The sequence below is a fragment of the Gemella parahaemolysans genome (assembly GCF_053758945.1).
The window spans coordinates 107,649-124,581 of sequence record NZ_JBSMTP010000006.1; the positions used below are offsets into that span (position 1 = coordinate 107,649).

14 protein-coding genes are annotated in these 16,933 nt (G+C 31.0%); 11 read left to right on the plus strand and 3 right to left on the minus strand.

The annotated features are described in order from the left end of the window. Positions 1-130 precede the first annotated feature (130 nt). Positions 131-1,147, plus strand: a complete 1,017-nt coding sequence (locus tag ACWOBP_RS05445) for a lactonase family protein (RefSeq protein WP_455337824.1) — start codon at positions 131-133, stop codon at positions 1,145-1,147. Positions 1,148-1,217: 70 nt separating this feature from the next. On the opposite strand, the gene ACWOBP_RS05450 is transcribed toward ACWOBP_RS05445, so the two are convergent. Next, positions 1,218-1,505: a YutD-like domain-containing protein gene (locus ACWOBP_RS05450; protein WP_003144636.1), complete on the minus strand. Its 288-nt coding sequence runs from the start codon at positions 1,503-1,505 to the stop codon at positions 1,218-1,220. A 2-nt stretch (positions 1,506-1,507) separates the two neighbouring features. Next, complete coding sequence (locus tag ACWOBP_RS05455) at positions 1,508-2,707, minus strand: hypothetical protein (RefSeq protein ID WP_455337825.1); 1,200 nt, start codon at positions 2,705-2,707, stop codon at positions 1,508-1,510. 252 nt (positions 2,708-2,959) lie between these two features. Between ACWOBP_RS05455 and ACWOBP_RS05460 the strand changes: the two genes are divergently transcribed. Both ACWOBP_RS05460 and ACWOBP_RS05465 read left to right on the plus strand, forming a co-directional pair. Then, positions 2,960-4,105: an NAD(P)/FAD-dependent oxidoreductase gene (locus ACWOBP_RS05460; RefSeq protein WP_455337826.1), complete on the plus strand. Its 1,146-nt coding sequence runs from the start codon at positions 2,960-2,962 to the stop codon at positions 4,103-4,105. Positions 4,106-4,226: 121 nt separating this feature from the next. After that, positions 4,227-5,153 (plus strand): alpha/beta hydrolase, encoded by a 927-nt coding sequence (locus tag ACWOBP_RS05465; RefSeq protein WP_455337827.1) that lies wholly within the window; start codon positions 4,227-4,229, stop codon positions 5,151-5,153. Positions 5,154-5,228: 75 nt separating this feature from the next. Here ACWOBP_RS05465 and ACWOBP_RS05470 read toward each other — a convergent pair whose 3' ends face one another. Continuing rightward, positions 5,229-6,308, minus strand: coding sequence for a M24 family metallopeptidase (locus ACWOBP_RS05470; protein ID WP_455337828.1), 1,080 nt, complete (start codon positions 6,306-6,308; stop codon positions 5,229-5,231). A 181-nt stretch (positions 6,309-6,489) separates the two neighbouring features. On the opposite strand from ACWOBP_RS05470, the gene ACWOBP_RS05475 reads away from it, so the two are divergent. From ACWOBP_RS05475 to nadE, 8 genes are all read left to right on the plus strand, one after another. Next, positions 6,490-7,878, plus strand: coding sequence for a peptide MFS transporter (locus ACWOBP_RS05475; RefSeq protein ID WP_455337829.1), 1,389 nt, complete (start codon positions 6,490-6,492; stop codon positions 7,876-7,878). 376 nt (positions 7,879-8,254) lie between these two features. Beyond that, positions 8,255-9,217, plus strand: coding sequence for a prolyl aminopeptidase (pip, locus tag ACWOBP_RS05480; protein WP_455337830.1), 963 nt, complete (start codon positions 8,255-8,257; stop codon positions 9,215-9,217). Positions 9,218-9,415: 198 nt separating this feature from the next. Continuing rightward, a complete protein-coding gene (locus tag ACWOBP_RS05485; protein WP_455337831.1) occupies positions 9,416-11,209 on the plus strand; it encodes an aminopeptidase P family N-terminal domain-containing protein in 1,794 nt (597 codons plus the stop codon). A 139-nt stretch (positions 11,210-11,348) separates the two neighbouring features. Continuing rightward, positions 11,349-12,578: an aminopeptidase gene (locus ACWOBP_RS05490; protein WP_455337832.1), complete on the plus strand. Its 1,230-nt coding sequence runs from the start codon at positions 11,349-11,351 to the stop codon at positions 12,576-12,578. Between the two features lie 159 nt (positions 12,579-12,737). Next, positions 12,738-13,016, plus strand: coding sequence for an RNA-binding S4 domain-containing protein (locus tag ACWOBP_RS05495; RefSeq protein WP_455337833.1), 279 nt, complete (start codon positions 12,738-12,740; stop codon positions 13,014-13,016). Beyond that, positions 13,000-13,632, plus strand: a complete 633-nt coding sequence (locus ACWOBP_RS05500) for a septum formation initiator family protein (RefSeq protein WP_455337834.1) — start codon at positions 13,000-13,002, stop codon at positions 13,630-13,632. Before ACWOBP_RS05495 ends, ACWOBP_RS05500 begins: the two co-directional genes overlap by 17 nt. A gap of 231 nt (positions 13,633-13,863) precedes the next feature. Then, on the plus strand, positions 13,864-15,309 hold the full coding sequence (locus ACWOBP_RS05505; RefSeq protein WP_455337835.1) for a nicotinate phosphoribosyltransferase: 1,446 nt from the start codon (positions 13,864-13,866) through the stop codon (positions 15,307-15,309). 8 nt (positions 15,310-15,317) lie between these two features. Continuing rightward, complete coding sequence (nadE, locus tag ACWOBP_RS05510; protein ID WP_455337836.1) at positions 15,318-16,139, plus strand: ammonia-dependent NAD(+) synthetase; 822 nt, start codon at positions 15,318-15,320, stop codon at positions 16,137-16,139. Positions 16,140-16,933 lie beyond the last annotated feature (794 nt).

The window sequence follows — 16,933 nt, forward strand, 5'->3', positions numbered from 1 at the left end:
GTAAAATGAGATTTTAACTTTTCAAAAAAAACGATAATTTTGATTTATACGAATTATAGGCGAGAGAAAATTTTATAAAATTTTTTTGGAAAATGTTATAATAAATTTATAGAAAGTAGGAGGAAAAATAATGGTAAGAGCATATATTGGAACATATACAAAACAAGATAGTGAAGGAATATACTTAGTTGAGTTATCTGAAGAAGGGAAAGTCCTAGAAGTTAGAAATGTAGCTAAGGTTGACAATCCAACGTATTTAGCATTGTCTAATGATAATAAATATTTATATAGTGTATCAAGAGTAGATGGAAAAGGTGCTGTTACAAGCTTTGAAGTTCAAGAAAATGGTGATTTGAAAGAATTAACATCGGTTGCCCAAGAAGGGAATCCTCCATGTTACGTAGAGTTAAACTCGGATAAAAATACTTTATTATCAGCGAACTATCATTTAGGTACGATCGATAGTTATTCTGTTGAAAATGGTGAGCTTGTAAAACACTTATCAACAGATCATCACGAAGGAAGTGGAGTGCATGAAAGACAAGAGAAACCTCACGTGCATTTTTCAGGATTTACTCCAAGTGAAAAATATGTTTTCTCATGTGATTTAGGAACTGATGAAATTACATCATACAAGCTTAAAGAAGGAATATTAGAAAAAGTAGCTACTTTTAAGGCTAAAGATGGAAGTGGAATTCGCCACATAGTATTTAGTAGTGATGAAAGACGAGCTTTTGTGATGACAGAACTTACTAGTGAAGTAATTGCTTTTGATTATGATGGAGAGGGAAATTTAACAAATCCAACATATTATCCTACATTGCCTGAAGGTTTTTCATTAGACAATAAAGGTAGTGCGATAAAAATTTCAAACGATAATAGATTTATTTATGTTTCTAATAGAGGACAAGATGCGATAGTTGTTTTTGAAAATACAGAATCAGGCTTAAAACACCTTCAAACTATTAGTACTTATGGGCAAGGTCCTAGAGATTTTGACCTTTCTAAAGATAATACTTTAGCAATTGCGACAAATGAAAATAGTGGGACAATTACTGTGTACTCTGTTAATAAGAAAACAGGAGAGTTAATTGTTGTTGCTTCTGAGGTAGTTGTACCTGAGGCAGTTTGTGCTAAGTTTATTTAAATAGATGCTTTATTAAGTTTAGAATAAGAAGAAACCTAAGGTGAGGATAATCTCATCTTAGGTTTTACTATTATGAATTTCGTTTTTTAACGACGAAGAATGGCGCCCCGAAATTACAGTATTCTAGTATGTAATCTTCAAGGTTGTTTATGTTTTTAGGATTGTTGTTATCCTTTGTTAAAATGAATCCAGTAAGTCGTAGTTTTTCGTGAGAAATATCTCCTACGATATATGGTTTATTTTTTAACACGTCTACTAGTTTTTCTTCAAATGTTTCTTTTTGAAAGGCATCTTTGAAGTTGTAAACAAGCTCATAAATTGTACCATCAACTTCGAAAACTAAATTATTTTGCTCCATAGTTAATCCTTTCTAACAACTTGTTTCATTACGTATAGCGCTGCAAAAACAAGTGTGTATATTGCAAGTATACCCGTAGCGAAGTATTTTGTACGATCTATAACGATAGTAGTTTTTTCGTAATTATCTTTCTTATCAAAGTTATCGTCATTGATGAAGTTTGATTTGATTTTTTCTAGATTACTCATACTATCATCAGAAGTAAAGTCAGAGAATACTGTTCCTTCATTTGCTGATACTGTTTCGTATTTCTGGAAAAGAAGTATTTTTTTATTCATAAGAAGATATGTTACATCTTTAATCGAATGTTTTTCATAGAATAGATCATAAATATCTCCGTTAAAAGTAATACGTTCATTGTTTATAGTATATGTTCCAGCTTTAAGAGCTAGTTTATATTTATAGTTTGAGAATAAGTAATCGTATGTTTTTTGAAGTTTATCAAAATAAGTAGCTTTGTCATCACTTTGGTTTAATACTGTGATAATTAATTTAGTGTTACCACTGTATGCGTAAGTTACACTATTTTTATCAGAGTAATCTAATCCTAAAACTCTAAACTTATCTGATTCTTTAAACTCAACGCTATTTTTGATTGTTTCACCAGATGATAAAGTGTGTTCTGGATTTTTTGTGATTTCTGTAATCTCAGGATAATTTTTAAGAATTAAACTAGTAAGATAAGAGATATTCTTAGCAGTACTAATATTATTCCCATTGTTATCTAGTGATTCTAATTTAGTGTCAATTAGAGACATGGTAGCTAATGTTTCTTTAGCTTTGTCAAGAGTTATGTTAAAGTGAGTAAATATTGCTTGATTAAGACTATTAGAATTTTCGTTTTCTAATAGAAAAATCGCATCTTTAACTGTAATTGACGATTCTATTTTGTATTTAGAAAGAATGTCGTCTCTACTAGTAATATTGATTTTGTCATCTACAGTTATTTTTTTATTTTTTAAATTGTCAGTAAGTAGGTAAAGCGCAAGATAGTTTGGTAATTTACCTACAGATAATTTTTCATTTTCTCCACGTTTAGATATAATTTTTCCTGTATTTAATTCCGAAACTACGAGATGAGTATTAACATTGCTTAAGTTTGTTACTGCATTGTTATCTAAAAATACATCATCTGCTTTGGTGAAGTTTGGAATTAAAAAAACAAGGAGTAAAATCAGAATACTAATTTTTTTAAATTTCATTATTTAAATCCTTTATTTTAAAATTGTCTAAGCTAGAATGTTAATATTTCGTTAAAATTTTGTTTAACACATACCCTTTAGTATATTACAAAATAGGTAAAAATTCCAATAAGAAGAAAGGAAATTTGTGAAATTTTAATTGTTATCATATAGTATAAATTTATGTTTGATAATAGAAAAATTTGAAAGTCATAGATTACATGTTATAATTAGATGATATTTGATTAAATTAAGAGAAAGTTGAGATTTAAGATGAAATATGATGTAATTGTGATAGGGCTTGGAAGTGCAGGGCTTATGATAGCGGATAGACTTAATGATAGTGGTTTAAAAGTATTAGTTCTTGAACAGAATAGACGTGCAGGAATAAAATTGCTTTTAACAGGTAATGGACGTTGTAATGTTATGAGTAGTGACAATGCTGAAGATTTTGTCGCGGCTGTACATAATGGTAGATTTTTAAGAAGTGCTTATCATAAATATAATGTTAAGAAGTTTTTTGACAAGCATAATTTGAAATTAAAACAAGAAAATAGAAGATTATACCCAGCTAGTGAAAAGTCTAGGGATGTCGTTAATGCGTTTAAAATAGATCATGCAAAGATTAACTATAAAGAGAAAGTAGAAGACTTAGTATTTGAAGATGATAAACTAGTGGGTGTAAAAACAAATATTGATACGTATTACGGAAAGAATATTGTAGTCTGTGCTGGAGGAAAAACATATCCTCAGAGTGGAAGTGATGGTTCATTGCATAGAATTCTTAAAAAACATGGCGTGAAGATTACTAAAATATATCCTAGTGAAGTAGCCTTAGTTTTTGAAGATTTTAGAGAATTGTCTGGGGTTGCATTACAAAATGTAAGAATGTTCCATAAGAAAAACGAGAGAAGCGGAGATCTTCTATTCACGCATAAAGGATTAAGTGGACCGTTATCAATTTCAATGGGAGAATTTGTGGCTCGTTATCCAGAAGATAGATTTTATCTAGACTTTTATCCTGACCTTAATGAGGAAGAACTTTTTGCTAAATTATGGGAAGATAACAAATTCTTACAAGGAAAATTACCGAAGAGTTTTTATAACTTCATGATTGAAAAACATTTCCCAGAAAATGTTAGTAAAAAAGAGTTAAGAAAGTTTGTAGCGAAAATCAAACGTTATGAGTTGGTTGATGTTAAGACGATGCCATTAGAATATGCTTTTACTACAGCAGGTGGAGTAGATCTTAAAGTAGTAAGTCCGAAGACATGTAGTCATAAAAAAATAGAGAATTTATATTTTGCAGGAGAAATTTTAGATTTACATGGAGAAATCGGTGGTTACAATCTTATGGTTGCCTGGTTCACAGGAATGATAGTGGCAGATGCAATTAAAGAGAAGTATGGAATAGAATAGAATAGAAGAATAACACTAATAGGGATATCTCAAGTCTCTATTAGTGTTATTTTTTGTTTACTTTTATTTCAAGTGATAGTATAATAGTTTTATCGAATTTGAAGATGAAAGGTAAAGACAAGTGAAAAAACATTTTAAAAAAATATTAGCGACACTGCTGATTTTAGTGGTTGTTGCATTTGGTTTTGTTGGAAACTATTTTTATAATTTTGGATTAAATCCAAAGGTTGATAAGGGTGCTATAGTTAATCAAGATAGTGATGGGAGTAAAGAAGATAAAACAGTTTTAAACAAGTGGTTTGATGAAACAAAGCAAACTGTTGAAATGGAATCTGTTACTAAAAATAAACTTGTAGGATACAAGTTTGTTAATCCAGATGCTAAAAAATGGATATTTGTAGTTCACGGATACACTAGTGACGCTAAGAAAATGGTTAATTATATCAAGAAATTCTATGATATGGGCTATAGTGTCTTTGCGCCAGATTTAATAGCTCACGGTAATAGCCAAGGTGAGTTTATTTCTATGGGGGGTTACGATTCTGATGATTTAGTTAATTGGGTGAAGAAAATATCATCAGAGAATAATAATGCCGATACTGCATTATTCGGAATTAGTATGGGTGCAGCTACTGTGATGAATGCAGTAGGTAAGGATTTACCTTCTAATGTAAAAACTTTTATTGAAGATAGTGGGTATGTGAATTTAAAAGTAGAGTTCACATATCAATTGAAAAAATTATTTAATTTACCGAGTTTCCCTGTAATTCCTGCAGCAAATACAGTAACGAAGATAAGAGCCGGATATTTCTTTGGTGATGTAGATGCAACAAAAGCTTTGAAAGAAACTAAACTTCCAGCATTAGTATTACATGGTGAAGAAGATGGTTTTGTTCCGTTAGAACATGGGAAAGCTGCTTATGATTTAATAACTTCAGAAAAAGAATTTCATAGTTTTCCAGGAATGAAACATGTTCAAGCTGAAAGGAAATTCAGAGAACAGTATTGGAATATTGTAGGAGAATTTTTAAAGAAACATTTTGAATAAAATGAAAAAGACGATTGAAGAAAGCTCAATCGTCTTTTTAGGATTAATTTATGAGATATTAGCTTGTTGAATTAACTATTCGCCTATAACAACTAATTCTTTGTTAAGTTTGTTTAAAACTTCGCAACCATCTTCTGTTACTAGAACTAAGTCTTCGATGCGAACACCGAATTCTCCTGGAAGGTAGATACCTGGTTCGATAGAGAAAATCATACCTGGCTCACATTTTGTTTCATTAACACTAGAAATATCACCGTATTCATGGCATTCTAGTCCTATATGGTGACCTGTACGGTGAGTAAAGAATTCTCCGTATCCTTTTTCTGTAATATAATCACGACAAGCAGCATCTATATCACAGAATCTAACTCCTGGCTTAACAAGAGCTACACCACGTTTTTGCGCTTCAAGTACTGTTTCAAATACTTCTCGTGCTTTTTCGCTTGGTTGTTTCCAAAATACTGTACGAGTCATATCTGAACAGTAATTATCCTTGATTCCCCCCATATCAATAATGATAGAATCACCAGGTTTAAGATATCTATCGCCTACTGTACCATGAGGGTTAGCTCCATTGGCACCATATCCAATGATTGGGTCGAACGATAAGCCTTCAACCCCTAAATCTTCATGAATAGCAAGTAAATCTTTAACAATGTCTTTTTCAGATTTTTCTTCCGAAATACTATTTATAACTCTTTGACAAGCTTCATCGTTTAGAAGTGAAGCGCGACGCATAAGGTCTTTTTCTTCTTCATCTTTAATCATACGAACTCGATCAACGATTTTAGAAACATCGACGAATTTATTTTCTGGTAGGTATTCCATAAGAGGTAGAAGGAATCTTGCAGGAAGAACTTTGTCAATTCCGACAACTGAACCTTTAGGGATAGCGTGTGATAGTGTTTCGATAGGTTTATCTGTATCAGAATATATAACTTTTTCTAATCCTAAGTCTTTTTCTAATGGGAAAAGGGCATTGATGAACAATTTGTGATTTCCATTTTCATCAAGAAGAACAGCGTAAAATCTTTCACCTGGATGTTCTAGGTGACCAGTAAGATAGAATATTGAATAAGGATCGCTTATTAAAGCCTGATTAATTCCTTGCTCTTTCATTTTAGATAAAATTTTGTTAGTTCTTGAAAGTTTCATATCATACAACTCCTTTAAAAATATTATGAACTTTAATACAATTATAACATCAATTACATTTGATTTCAACGTTATTAAATTAATAATTACAGCGTTTACTATAAAAATTATTGAATGATAAAATATGTTGTGATATAATAAAATAAAAAGTGGATTATCACATAAGAAAGAAGGGATTTTTATGTCTGAAGTTGCGGTAAAAAAAGGTAAACCGTGGGGATTCTATATGAGTTCGATTACTTTTGGTATCGAACGTTGTGCTTACTATTCTTCTAAGTGGCTTATTATTATTTATGTCACGGCAGCTGTAATAAGTGGGGGCTTTGGAGAAAGTGGTCTCGGATTAGGGAAAGTTGAAGGTGCGGCAATGCAGTCTAATTTAGTAGGGTTTACTTATCTTGCGCCAGTATTATTAGGATTTGTAGCTGATAAGTTGCTGGGAGCTAGGTACTTAATTCCTGTTGGACTTATTTTAATGGGACTAGGATATGGGTACGCAGGATTTGTAGGTTCATATTCATCGCTTTGGATAATGATTATTTTAGTTTCTATTGGAACAGGATTATTTAAAGGTAACTTGCAAGCTGTAGTTGGAAGAATATTTGAAGGTGATGAAAAACGTAAAGATGATGCTTTTTCAACAATGTATTCATTTATTAATATGGGATCATTTGTTGGTACAACTGCTGTAGGGGTCCTGTATGTTAAATTGGCAACTGCTAGCTCAAATGGATATCTACAATGTTTTAAAATAGCAGGCTTACTTTGTATAATAGCTGCGATTTGGTTTGTTTTAGGTTATAAACACTTAGGAGAAGTAGGGAAACGTCCTTTTGCTGAAGGTGAAGAGAAACATGAAACTAAGGTAAAGGCTAATCGTTCGTTAGAAAAATACGAGATTCGACGTGTTTATTCAATTGTAATTATTTCATTATTATCAGTAGTTTTCTGGATATTCTGGTATTTAACTTATGTAATTTTATATGATTATATGCCTAAATTTATAGATGATAAATTAGGAACATTTACAGTTCCGACGTCATGGTTAGATTCTCTTAATGGTTTAACATGTATTATTTTAGGCCCAATTTTAGGAGCTTTATGGTATAAACTAGCAAAACGTCCACAAGGGGACTGGAGCTTATATAAAAAAGCTTCAATCGCGTTATTCCTTCTTGGAGCAACATTTGGAGTATTGGCATTAACTGAAGTTAGTCGTGGAATAGGAGCGCCTGAAACTCAAAAAGCTAGTATCTTATGGGTTGTTTTATTCTTTATTGTATTAAGCGTATCTGAGATGTTTTTCTCTCCTTTAGGACCATCATTTGTTTCTAAATATTCTCCAAAGCATATTCTATCAATAATGATGGCAGTTTGGATTGTAGCAACATTTGCTGCTGCAAAAGGTTACGGCTTATTGTATGCTTTAGTAGCAGAAGTGCCTATTATTAAACTTTCATTAGGTATCGGTATCGTCTGTGTAGTAGTTGCTATATTGGTATTCGTATTTGAGAAAAAACTAGCATCACTAGTTGAACTTCGCGAAGGAGAAACACTGGTAGAAGAGTAATATTTTCAAAATATAATTAAAGAAGAGTTCTGATAAATTCTTCGGTATAAAGTCATGTTAAAAGAGGTTAGGCTATTTTAAATAGTTTAATCTCTTCCTTTTTTATATGTATAATTCAAGTGTAATTTACTAATTATAATTGTTTTAAATTATATGGTAATTTTTCAATTCGATATAGGAAGATATGGAGTTGAAATTAAATATTGTTTTTATGCTATAGCTTAATTATTAATGTATTATACTGTTGATAGCTGTGAGAATCATATGATTTTATGTTTAATAAAATATAAAACTTTATTTTCATTGATGATGAAAAATAATCTATTTTATGATAAAATTAAATTGTATAAAAAATGCACAAATAGGAGGTGCTATTATGACAGGACTAAGAACATTGTATCCTGCAATTAAGGAAAATTTTTCTAAACTGTTAAAGGTTGATGATATGCATACGATTTATTACGAGGAAAGTGGGAATCCTCATGGTGTACCTGTAGTATTTTTACATGGGGGACCTGGATGTGGTACTGCGCCAAGTTGTAGACAATACTTCGATTCAGAGTTTTATAGAATTATATTGTTTGATCAACGAGGAAGTGGAAAATCAACACCTCATGCATGTTTAGAAAATAATGATACTTGGCATATTATTGAGGATATTGAAAAAATACGAGAAGATTTAAATATTGATAAATGGCTAGTATTTGGAGGAAGTTGGGGTTCTACATTAGCGTTATGTTATGCTATAAAGCATCCAGATCGTGTTTTAGGATTAGTGTTACGTGGAATTTTCTTAGGAAGAAGAGAAGACATTGAATGGATATATGAAAAAGGTGGAGCAAGTAATATTCATCCAGAATCATTCGAAAGATATGAGAGCATTATTCCTGTAGAAGAGCGTCACGATATGATTTCTGCATATTATAAGCGTCTAACAAGTGAAGATAGAAAGACGAGGGAAATTGCAGCTAAAGAATGGAGTATGTGGGAAGGAAGTTTAGTAACTTTACATCCGGATCCTAATTTAGAACAGAGCTTTGGAGAAATTAACTATGCAATTTCGATGGCGACAATTGAGTGTCATTTCTGGATGAATAATATGTTCTGGGAAGATGATAATTGGATTTTAAATAATATTGAGGCTATTAAAGATATTCCAACAACTATAGCACATGGTCGTTATGATGTTGATTGTCGTGTGGTAGGAGCATATGAATTAAGTAAAAAATTAAATAATTGTAAGTTGGATATTGTAGTATCAGGGCACTCATCAGGAGAACCTGCAATTATTGATTCTTTAGTAAAAGCTACAGATTACTTTAAGGAATTGCTAAAATAATTCATTTTTATGGACAATACTAATACTAAAAAATTACAGAATTATGTAGTGTTTTTCAATGATAAGATTTTTATTATATGATAAAATAAAAGTTGTAATAGCTATGACTGTACAGTGTAGTGCAAAAATTAGCAGGTACTTTTAATTTATAAAATTAAGGGATATAATTATAATATAAATAACAAAGGAGTAAGGGAAATGGCAGTAAAAGATAGAATAGCTCAATTGAGAAAATTGATGGAGAAAAATGGTATAGATGTATACATGGTCCCTACAGCAGACTTCCATAATAGTGAATATGTAGGTGAACACTTTAAAGCTCGTGCGTTTATGAGCGGATTTACTGGTTCTGCTGGTACATTAGTTGTGACAAAAGATTTTGCAGGATTATGGACAGATGGAAGATACTTCTTACAAGGAGCTCAGCAATTAGAAGGAACAGGTATTGAATTACAAAAAATGAGAGAGCCTGGAGTTCCAACTATTGCAGAATTTATAACTGAAAATACTCCGGAAAATGGAGTGTTAGGTTTTGATGGGCGTGTTGTGACTTTTGGTGAAGGTAAAGATTTGGCAACAAGATTAAAACGTAAAAATGCTACTGTGAAATATGAAGTAGACTTAGTTGACGAGATTTGGAAAGATAGACCAGTTTTATCGGAAGCCCCAGCTTTTTATTTGAATTTAGAAAGAGCTGGAGAATCTGTTGCTAGCAAATTAGATAGAGTGCGTAAAGAGATGAATGAAGTAGGTGCGAATATTCATGTTATTACAACCCTTGATGATATTGGTTGGTTATTAAATATTCGCGGTATGGATGTAGATTTCTTCCCGTTATTATTAAGTTATGCAGTTGTTTATGAGGAGAAAGTTGACTTATATGTGGATGAAAGAAAATTATCTGATGAAATAAAAAAACATTTATTGGAAAATAATGTTGACATTAAACCATATAATGATGTATATGAGGATGTGAAAAAATTCTCTGGAAATGATGTAGTTTTAGTTGATCCAGGATGCCTAAACTACGCGGTATTTAATAATATACCAAAAGAAATTACATTAGTAGAACGAAGAAATCCTACAATTCTTATGAAAGCTATTAAGAATGAAGTAGAATTACAACATACTATTAAGGCCCATGTGAAAGATGGGATAGCGCATACTAAATTTATCTATTGGCTAAAACAATTGGTTAAACAAGGGATAAGCGAGCAAGAAGATGAACTTTCAGCATCTGATAAACTTGTTGAATTTAGAAAAGAACAGGGTGGTTTCATTTGTCCAAGTTTTGCACCAATTTGTGGGCATGCAGAAAATGGGGCTATTGTACACTATTCTTCATCTGAAGAAACATCTATTCCACTACGTACAGGTACTTTTTTCTTAACTGATACTGGTGCACATTATGAAGAAGGGTCAACTGATATAACTCGTACGACTGCTATGGGTGAAGTTAGCGATAGATTAAAGCGAGATTATACGAGAGTTCTTCAATGTCACTTGCGTTTATCAAGACTTAAATTTATGGAAGGAGTATCTGGCGCTAATGTAGACTTATTTGCTCGTGCTCCATTATGGTATGATTATGAAAACTTTAACCATGGAACAGGACATGGAGTAGGATACTTAGGAAATATTCACGAAGGTCCTCAAGGTATTCACTGGGGAATCTATCGTGCCTCAGAACCTTTTAAACACGGTATGACTATGACTAATGAACCGGGATTATATATTTCAGGTTCACATGGTATTCGTTTAGAAAACGAGCTTATTATTAGAAATACTGTAAAAAATGAGTATGGTCAATTCTTAGAATTTGAAGTAATGACTTTCGTACCATGGGATTTAGAAGCGATAGATGTATCTCTTCTTACAAGTGAAGATAAGTACGAATTAAATAAATATCATGCAAAAGTGTATGAAGTATTAGCTCCTCATTTTGAAGGTGAAGAATTAGAATGGCTAAAACAAGCGACAAGAGAAGTTTAATTTTCATGAAGGTTTCAAGATTGTTGAAACCTTCTACTAATATTCTCTAATAAAAAATGATATAATAGATTATATGCAATTAAAGAAAATGATATTTATTTAATTTGCAAATTAAAATAAAAAAGTCGAGGAAAATCAAATGGATTTAAATACACAATTAAAAAAATATGCTCAGCTTATAGCGAAAGTAGGACTAAATGTTCAAGAAGGGCAACCGGTATTAGTTCGTGCTAGTACTGAAACACGTGAATTCGTAGCTAAAGTTGTAGAAGCTTGTTATGAATTGGGAGCTAAAAGAGTATCTGTAGAATGGCGTGATCAAGAATTAACAAAATTAAATTTAAAATATCAAAGTGAAGAGTCATTAAGTACAGTTGGTCAATGGTACATTGATAAGTATCAAGACGAGTTAGATGAAGGTGCAGCATTCTTATCTATTATAGGAGATGATCCAGATGGGTTAGCAGGAGTAGATAGTGCGAAGTTAAAAGCGTCTATGGTAGGACGTTCAAAAGCTATGCGTAATTATATGAAGTCTATTATGAGTGATGAGTGTCCTTGGTGTGTTGTTTCTGCGTCAACAGTAGGATGGGCAAAAAGATTATACCCTGAATTAGATGATGAAGCGGCTTACTTAAAACTTTGGGATCAAATATTAAGTGCTTGTCGTTCAACTGGAGATGATCCTGTAGCTGAATGGGAAGAACACATTAAAGTTTTAGATGAAAAAGCGAAATTCTTACACGAAAATGAATTAGTTAAATTACATATCACAAATGACTTAGGAACTGACTTATATGTAGGATTACCTAAAAATCATATTTGGCAAAGTGCAGGAAGTTATGCTAAAAAAGCTGATCGATTTGTAGCGAATATTCCGACAGAGGAAGTATTTACAATGCCTCATAAAGATGAGACTAGTGGTATTGTTTATAATGCTAAACCTTTAAACTACAGTGGGGTATTAATCGATAACTTCTGGTTGAAATTTGAAAATGGTAAAGTCGTAGACTTCGGAGCTGAGCGTGGTTATGATGTTCTTAAGAACTTATTAGAAACTGATGAAGGTTCAAGAAGAATAGGAGAAATGGCATTAGTACCTTATGATTCACCAATCTCAAATACAAAAATTCTATTCTTAGAAACACTATTTGATGAGAATGCAGCGTGTCACATTGCTCTTGGTAAAGCATATCCAACATGTGTTCAAGGTGGTCCAGAAATGACAGATGACCAATTAGCAGAAGTTGGTGCTAATGATAGTTTAGTTCATGTTGACTTTATGATTGGAGAAGCAACAACGAATATTACTGGATACACAGCAGATGGTAAAGAAGTAGCAATTTTCAAAGATGGAAATTGGGCTTAATAATATAAAAGATACACAGTTGAAAAGTCCTTCAGCTGTGTATCTTTTGTGGTTTGAATCATAGAAGTTTTCAAAAATACATAGATTATCGTGGATTTTATTTGCGAAAAGAAGATAAATATGTGATAATAGATTGTACTAATATTTAGGGGTGATTAAATGCGTTTGGATAAATTTTTAAAAGTATCGAGAATTATAAAAAGAAGAACAATAGCTAATGAAATATCATCAGAAGGACATATAGCTATCAATGGAAAAAAGGCAAAACCATCAAGTACTTTAAAGGTAGGAGATAGAATTACTATTTACTTTGCAAAAAAAGAAGTAGATTATGAGGTATTGGAGTTAAAAGATAGTACCAAGAAAGAAGATGCAACAAAAATGTTTAAAATTCTATCAGAGAAATCAAGAGAAGTAGAAAATGAGAGAACAGAGTAATCAATTTAAAAAAGATGTATTAAAAGCAAAAGCTAGATATAGAAAACGTCGTAAGTTTATTATATTAGTCATTATGACCTTTGCATTATCTGTAACTCTATTGCAAACTTTTTTTTATATTCGAGATAAGAAACAAATTAACCAGCAACTAGCTGAACAAAATAAAATGATAGAAAATCTTGAAAAAGAGAATAAAGTTAATGAATTGGTTATAGATAAATTAAAAGATCCATATTTTATAACGGATTTAGTGAGACAAGAATATGGTCTAAGTTACCAAGGAGAGATGATTTTTAATATTCCATTACAAGAAAATTTTCTTCAAGCAACAATAAAATCTATAATGGATGGAAATTTAGAAAAACCAGAAGATGGTAATGGTAGAATTGATGACAGTAAGATTCCAGAGCTAGCAAAAAAAGATGACAGCAAATCAAATTCTGTAAAAGAATCTGAAAAAAATACAGATAAAGAAAAAAACAAAAATTCTAGTGATGAAAAAAATACAGAAGATGATACATCAAAAAAAGATAGTAAGCAAAAAGATACAGATTCTCAAAAATCAACTAACAAAAAAGATTCAAACACTAATAATCAGAGAAGTAACAGAGGTTAACCTACAGTTACTTCTTTTTTTTGAATAATATTTAAAATTAAAAAATTTCATTATATAAAAATACTTTTAAGTATTAATAAAATAAATTGTTGATTTGTATTGATTGATGTGTATTAATAAAAAATCAGTAGTATTAAATTTAATATATTTAATTTTAAATATTTGTTAAAATGATGTTTAAATGTTAATATATAAGTAATAAATTAAATTATACATATATCGGAGGAGATTATGAATAAATATCAAGGTGATGCATTGCATACTGATCTGTATCAAATTAATATGGGATATGCTTATTTTAAAGATGGGATACACGAAAGAAAATCATATTTTGATGTATATTTTAGAAAAATACCGTTTGGAGGAGGGTATGTAGTATTTGCAGGGCTTGCTAAAATTATTGATTATGTTAATTCATTTGAGTTTTCAAAATCAGATATCGAATTTTTACGTGAATTAGGTTATGAAGAAGATTATCTAAAATATTTGAGTGGCATGAAATTCACTGGGAATATTCGTTCTGTTAAAGAAGGGGAAATTGTTTTTGGAAATGAGCCTTTATTAAGAATTGAAGCACCGCTAATTCAAGCACAAATAATGGAAACTGCAATTTTAAATATAGTTAATTACCAAATATTAATTGCAACAAAAGCAGCAAGAATTAAACATCTTTGTCCAGATGAAGTCTGCATGGAATTTGGTACTCGTCGAGCTCATGAATTTGATGCAGCTATATGGGGAACGAGAGCTTCAATTATTGGTGGATTTGATGCTACTAGTAACGTTAAAGCAGCAAAATTATTTAATATTCCATGTAGTGGAACACATGCTCACTCTTTTGTTCAAGCATATGAAGACGAGGAAGTTGCATTTAAGAAATATGCAGCAGCACATAAAGATTGTTATTTCTTAGTTGATACTTATGACACACTGCGTTCAGGGATACCTACTGCTATTAAAGTAGCTGATGAATTAAAAGATAAGATTAATTTCCACGGTATTAGATTGGATTCGGGAGATATTGCATACCTTTCTAAAGAAGCCAGAAAAATGCTTGATGAAGCGGGATATCCAAATGCGAAAATTGTTGCGTCAAATGATTTAGATGAAGACACTATTACGCATTTGAAACAAGAAGGTGCCGTTATTGATGCTTGGGGAGTAGGAACAAAATTAATAACTGCTTATGATAATCCTGCATTAGGTGCCGTGTATAAACTTGCATGTTTAGAAGATGAGAATGGTGAAATGATAGATAGACTAAAAGTTTCAGAAAACCCTGGTAAATTAACTATTCCAGGAATAAAAAGAGTTTATAGAATAATAAATAAAGATACAGGTATGGCCGCTGGAGATTATATAGCATTAGAGAAAGAAGATGTTGAAGCAGAACCTAGTATAAAATTATTCCATCCAACCCACACTTACTTAGAAAAGGAAGTTAGAAATTTTGAAGCAAGAGATATTCATGAAGATATTTTTGTAAATGGTAACCAAGTATATGAAGTACCAACAGTACATGAAAGTGCCCAATACTTCCGAGAAAACAAGGAACTAATGTGGAATGAATATCTACGTTTATTAAATCCAGAATTCTATCCAGTAGACTTAAGTACTACATGTTGGGAAAATAGAAAAACAATTCTAGAAAAAGTAACAAAAAATCGAAATAAATAGGTGATAAAATGACATTACAACAGGAAATAATAAAAAAATTAAGATGTAAACCTGATATTAATGTAGAAGAGGAAATAAGATTAACAATCAATTTTTTAAAAGATTATGTGAAGAAAAATAATTTCATAAAAAGCTTGGTATTAGGAATATCAGGAGGACAAGATTCTACGTTATGTGGAAAATTATGTCAAATAGCAATTTCAGAATTGAGAGAAGAGACAGGGGAAGAGTATAACTTTATAGCTGTTAGACTACCATATGGAGAACAATTTGATGAAGATGATTGTAATGACGCATTAAAATTTATTAATCCAGATAAAGTGTATACTGTAAATATAAAAGATGCAGTAGATGCGAGTGTCAATTCATTAAAGGTGGCAGGAGTAGAGATTACAGATTTTGCTAAGGGTAATGAGAAGGCTCGTGAAAGAATGAAAGCTCAATATTCTATTGCTACAATGAATAAAGGAATAGTAGTAGGAACGGATCATGCTGCAGAAGCGATTACCGGTTTCTTTACAAAGCACGGAGATGGTGGAGCGGATATAGTACCATTATATAGATTAAATAAGAGACAAGGTAAAGCATTATTGAAGATGTTGAATTGTCCAGAACACTTATATCTTAAAAAACCAACAGCTGACCTAGAAGAAGATAGACCTGCGTTAGAAGACGAAGTAGCGCTTGGGGTAACGTATAATGATATAGACGATTACTTAGAAGGGAAGGAAGTCCCAGATAGCGTAAGAAAAATAATAGAAGGTCATTATCTTAAATCAGAACATAAGAGAAATCTACCAGTTACTGTGTTTGATTTTTATAATATTTAACAGAAAAGAAAGAAGAGAGAATAAGAAACAATTCTCTCTTTTTTTACAATTTTTATAGAAGAAACACATTATAAGGAAAAAAATAAAAAATAAATTTTAAAAATGTGTTGACATAATCTAGAAGTAATGATAGAATAGTAAAAGTCTTCTGGTAGAGAAGACGAACAATAAAGGATTTCTAAATAACTAATGTTAAGAAAAAACTTGACAAAAGAAATTAGAAATGCTAAAATAATGAGAGTCTTCTATAAGACTATATCATCAAAATAAAGTTTTAGAATAGTTTTCTAAAAAAATAAAAAAAACTATTGACAAAACATAAAACAGATGATAGAATAGTAAAAGTCTTCTCAAGAAGAAGACGAACAATCAAACATTTCAAAATATTAAATGTTAAGAAATTATAAAAAAGCTCTTGACAAAATATAAAAGAAATGATAAACTTATAAAAGTCTTAAAGAAAGACGAAGTCGATTGTTTCAACGAAGTAAACGGTTAAAAAGTTATTAAAAAATATAAAGAAACTTCTTGACAAACATTCGAAGAAATGATAAAATAGTAAAAGTCTTCTGAAAGAAGATGAAAAACATTTTTAAAAAAAGTTTTAAAAAAGACTTGACAAAGGAATTTAAAAATGTTAAAATATAAAAGTTGTTAATCACAACTATTTGAACATTGAAAACTAAACGAATTAAGTCAACGTTAATTCCAAAAAAGGACAGTTTTAAAAAGAAACTATAAAACTTTTTAATGAGCTAATCAAGCTAACAAATTTATTTGGAGAGTTTGATCCT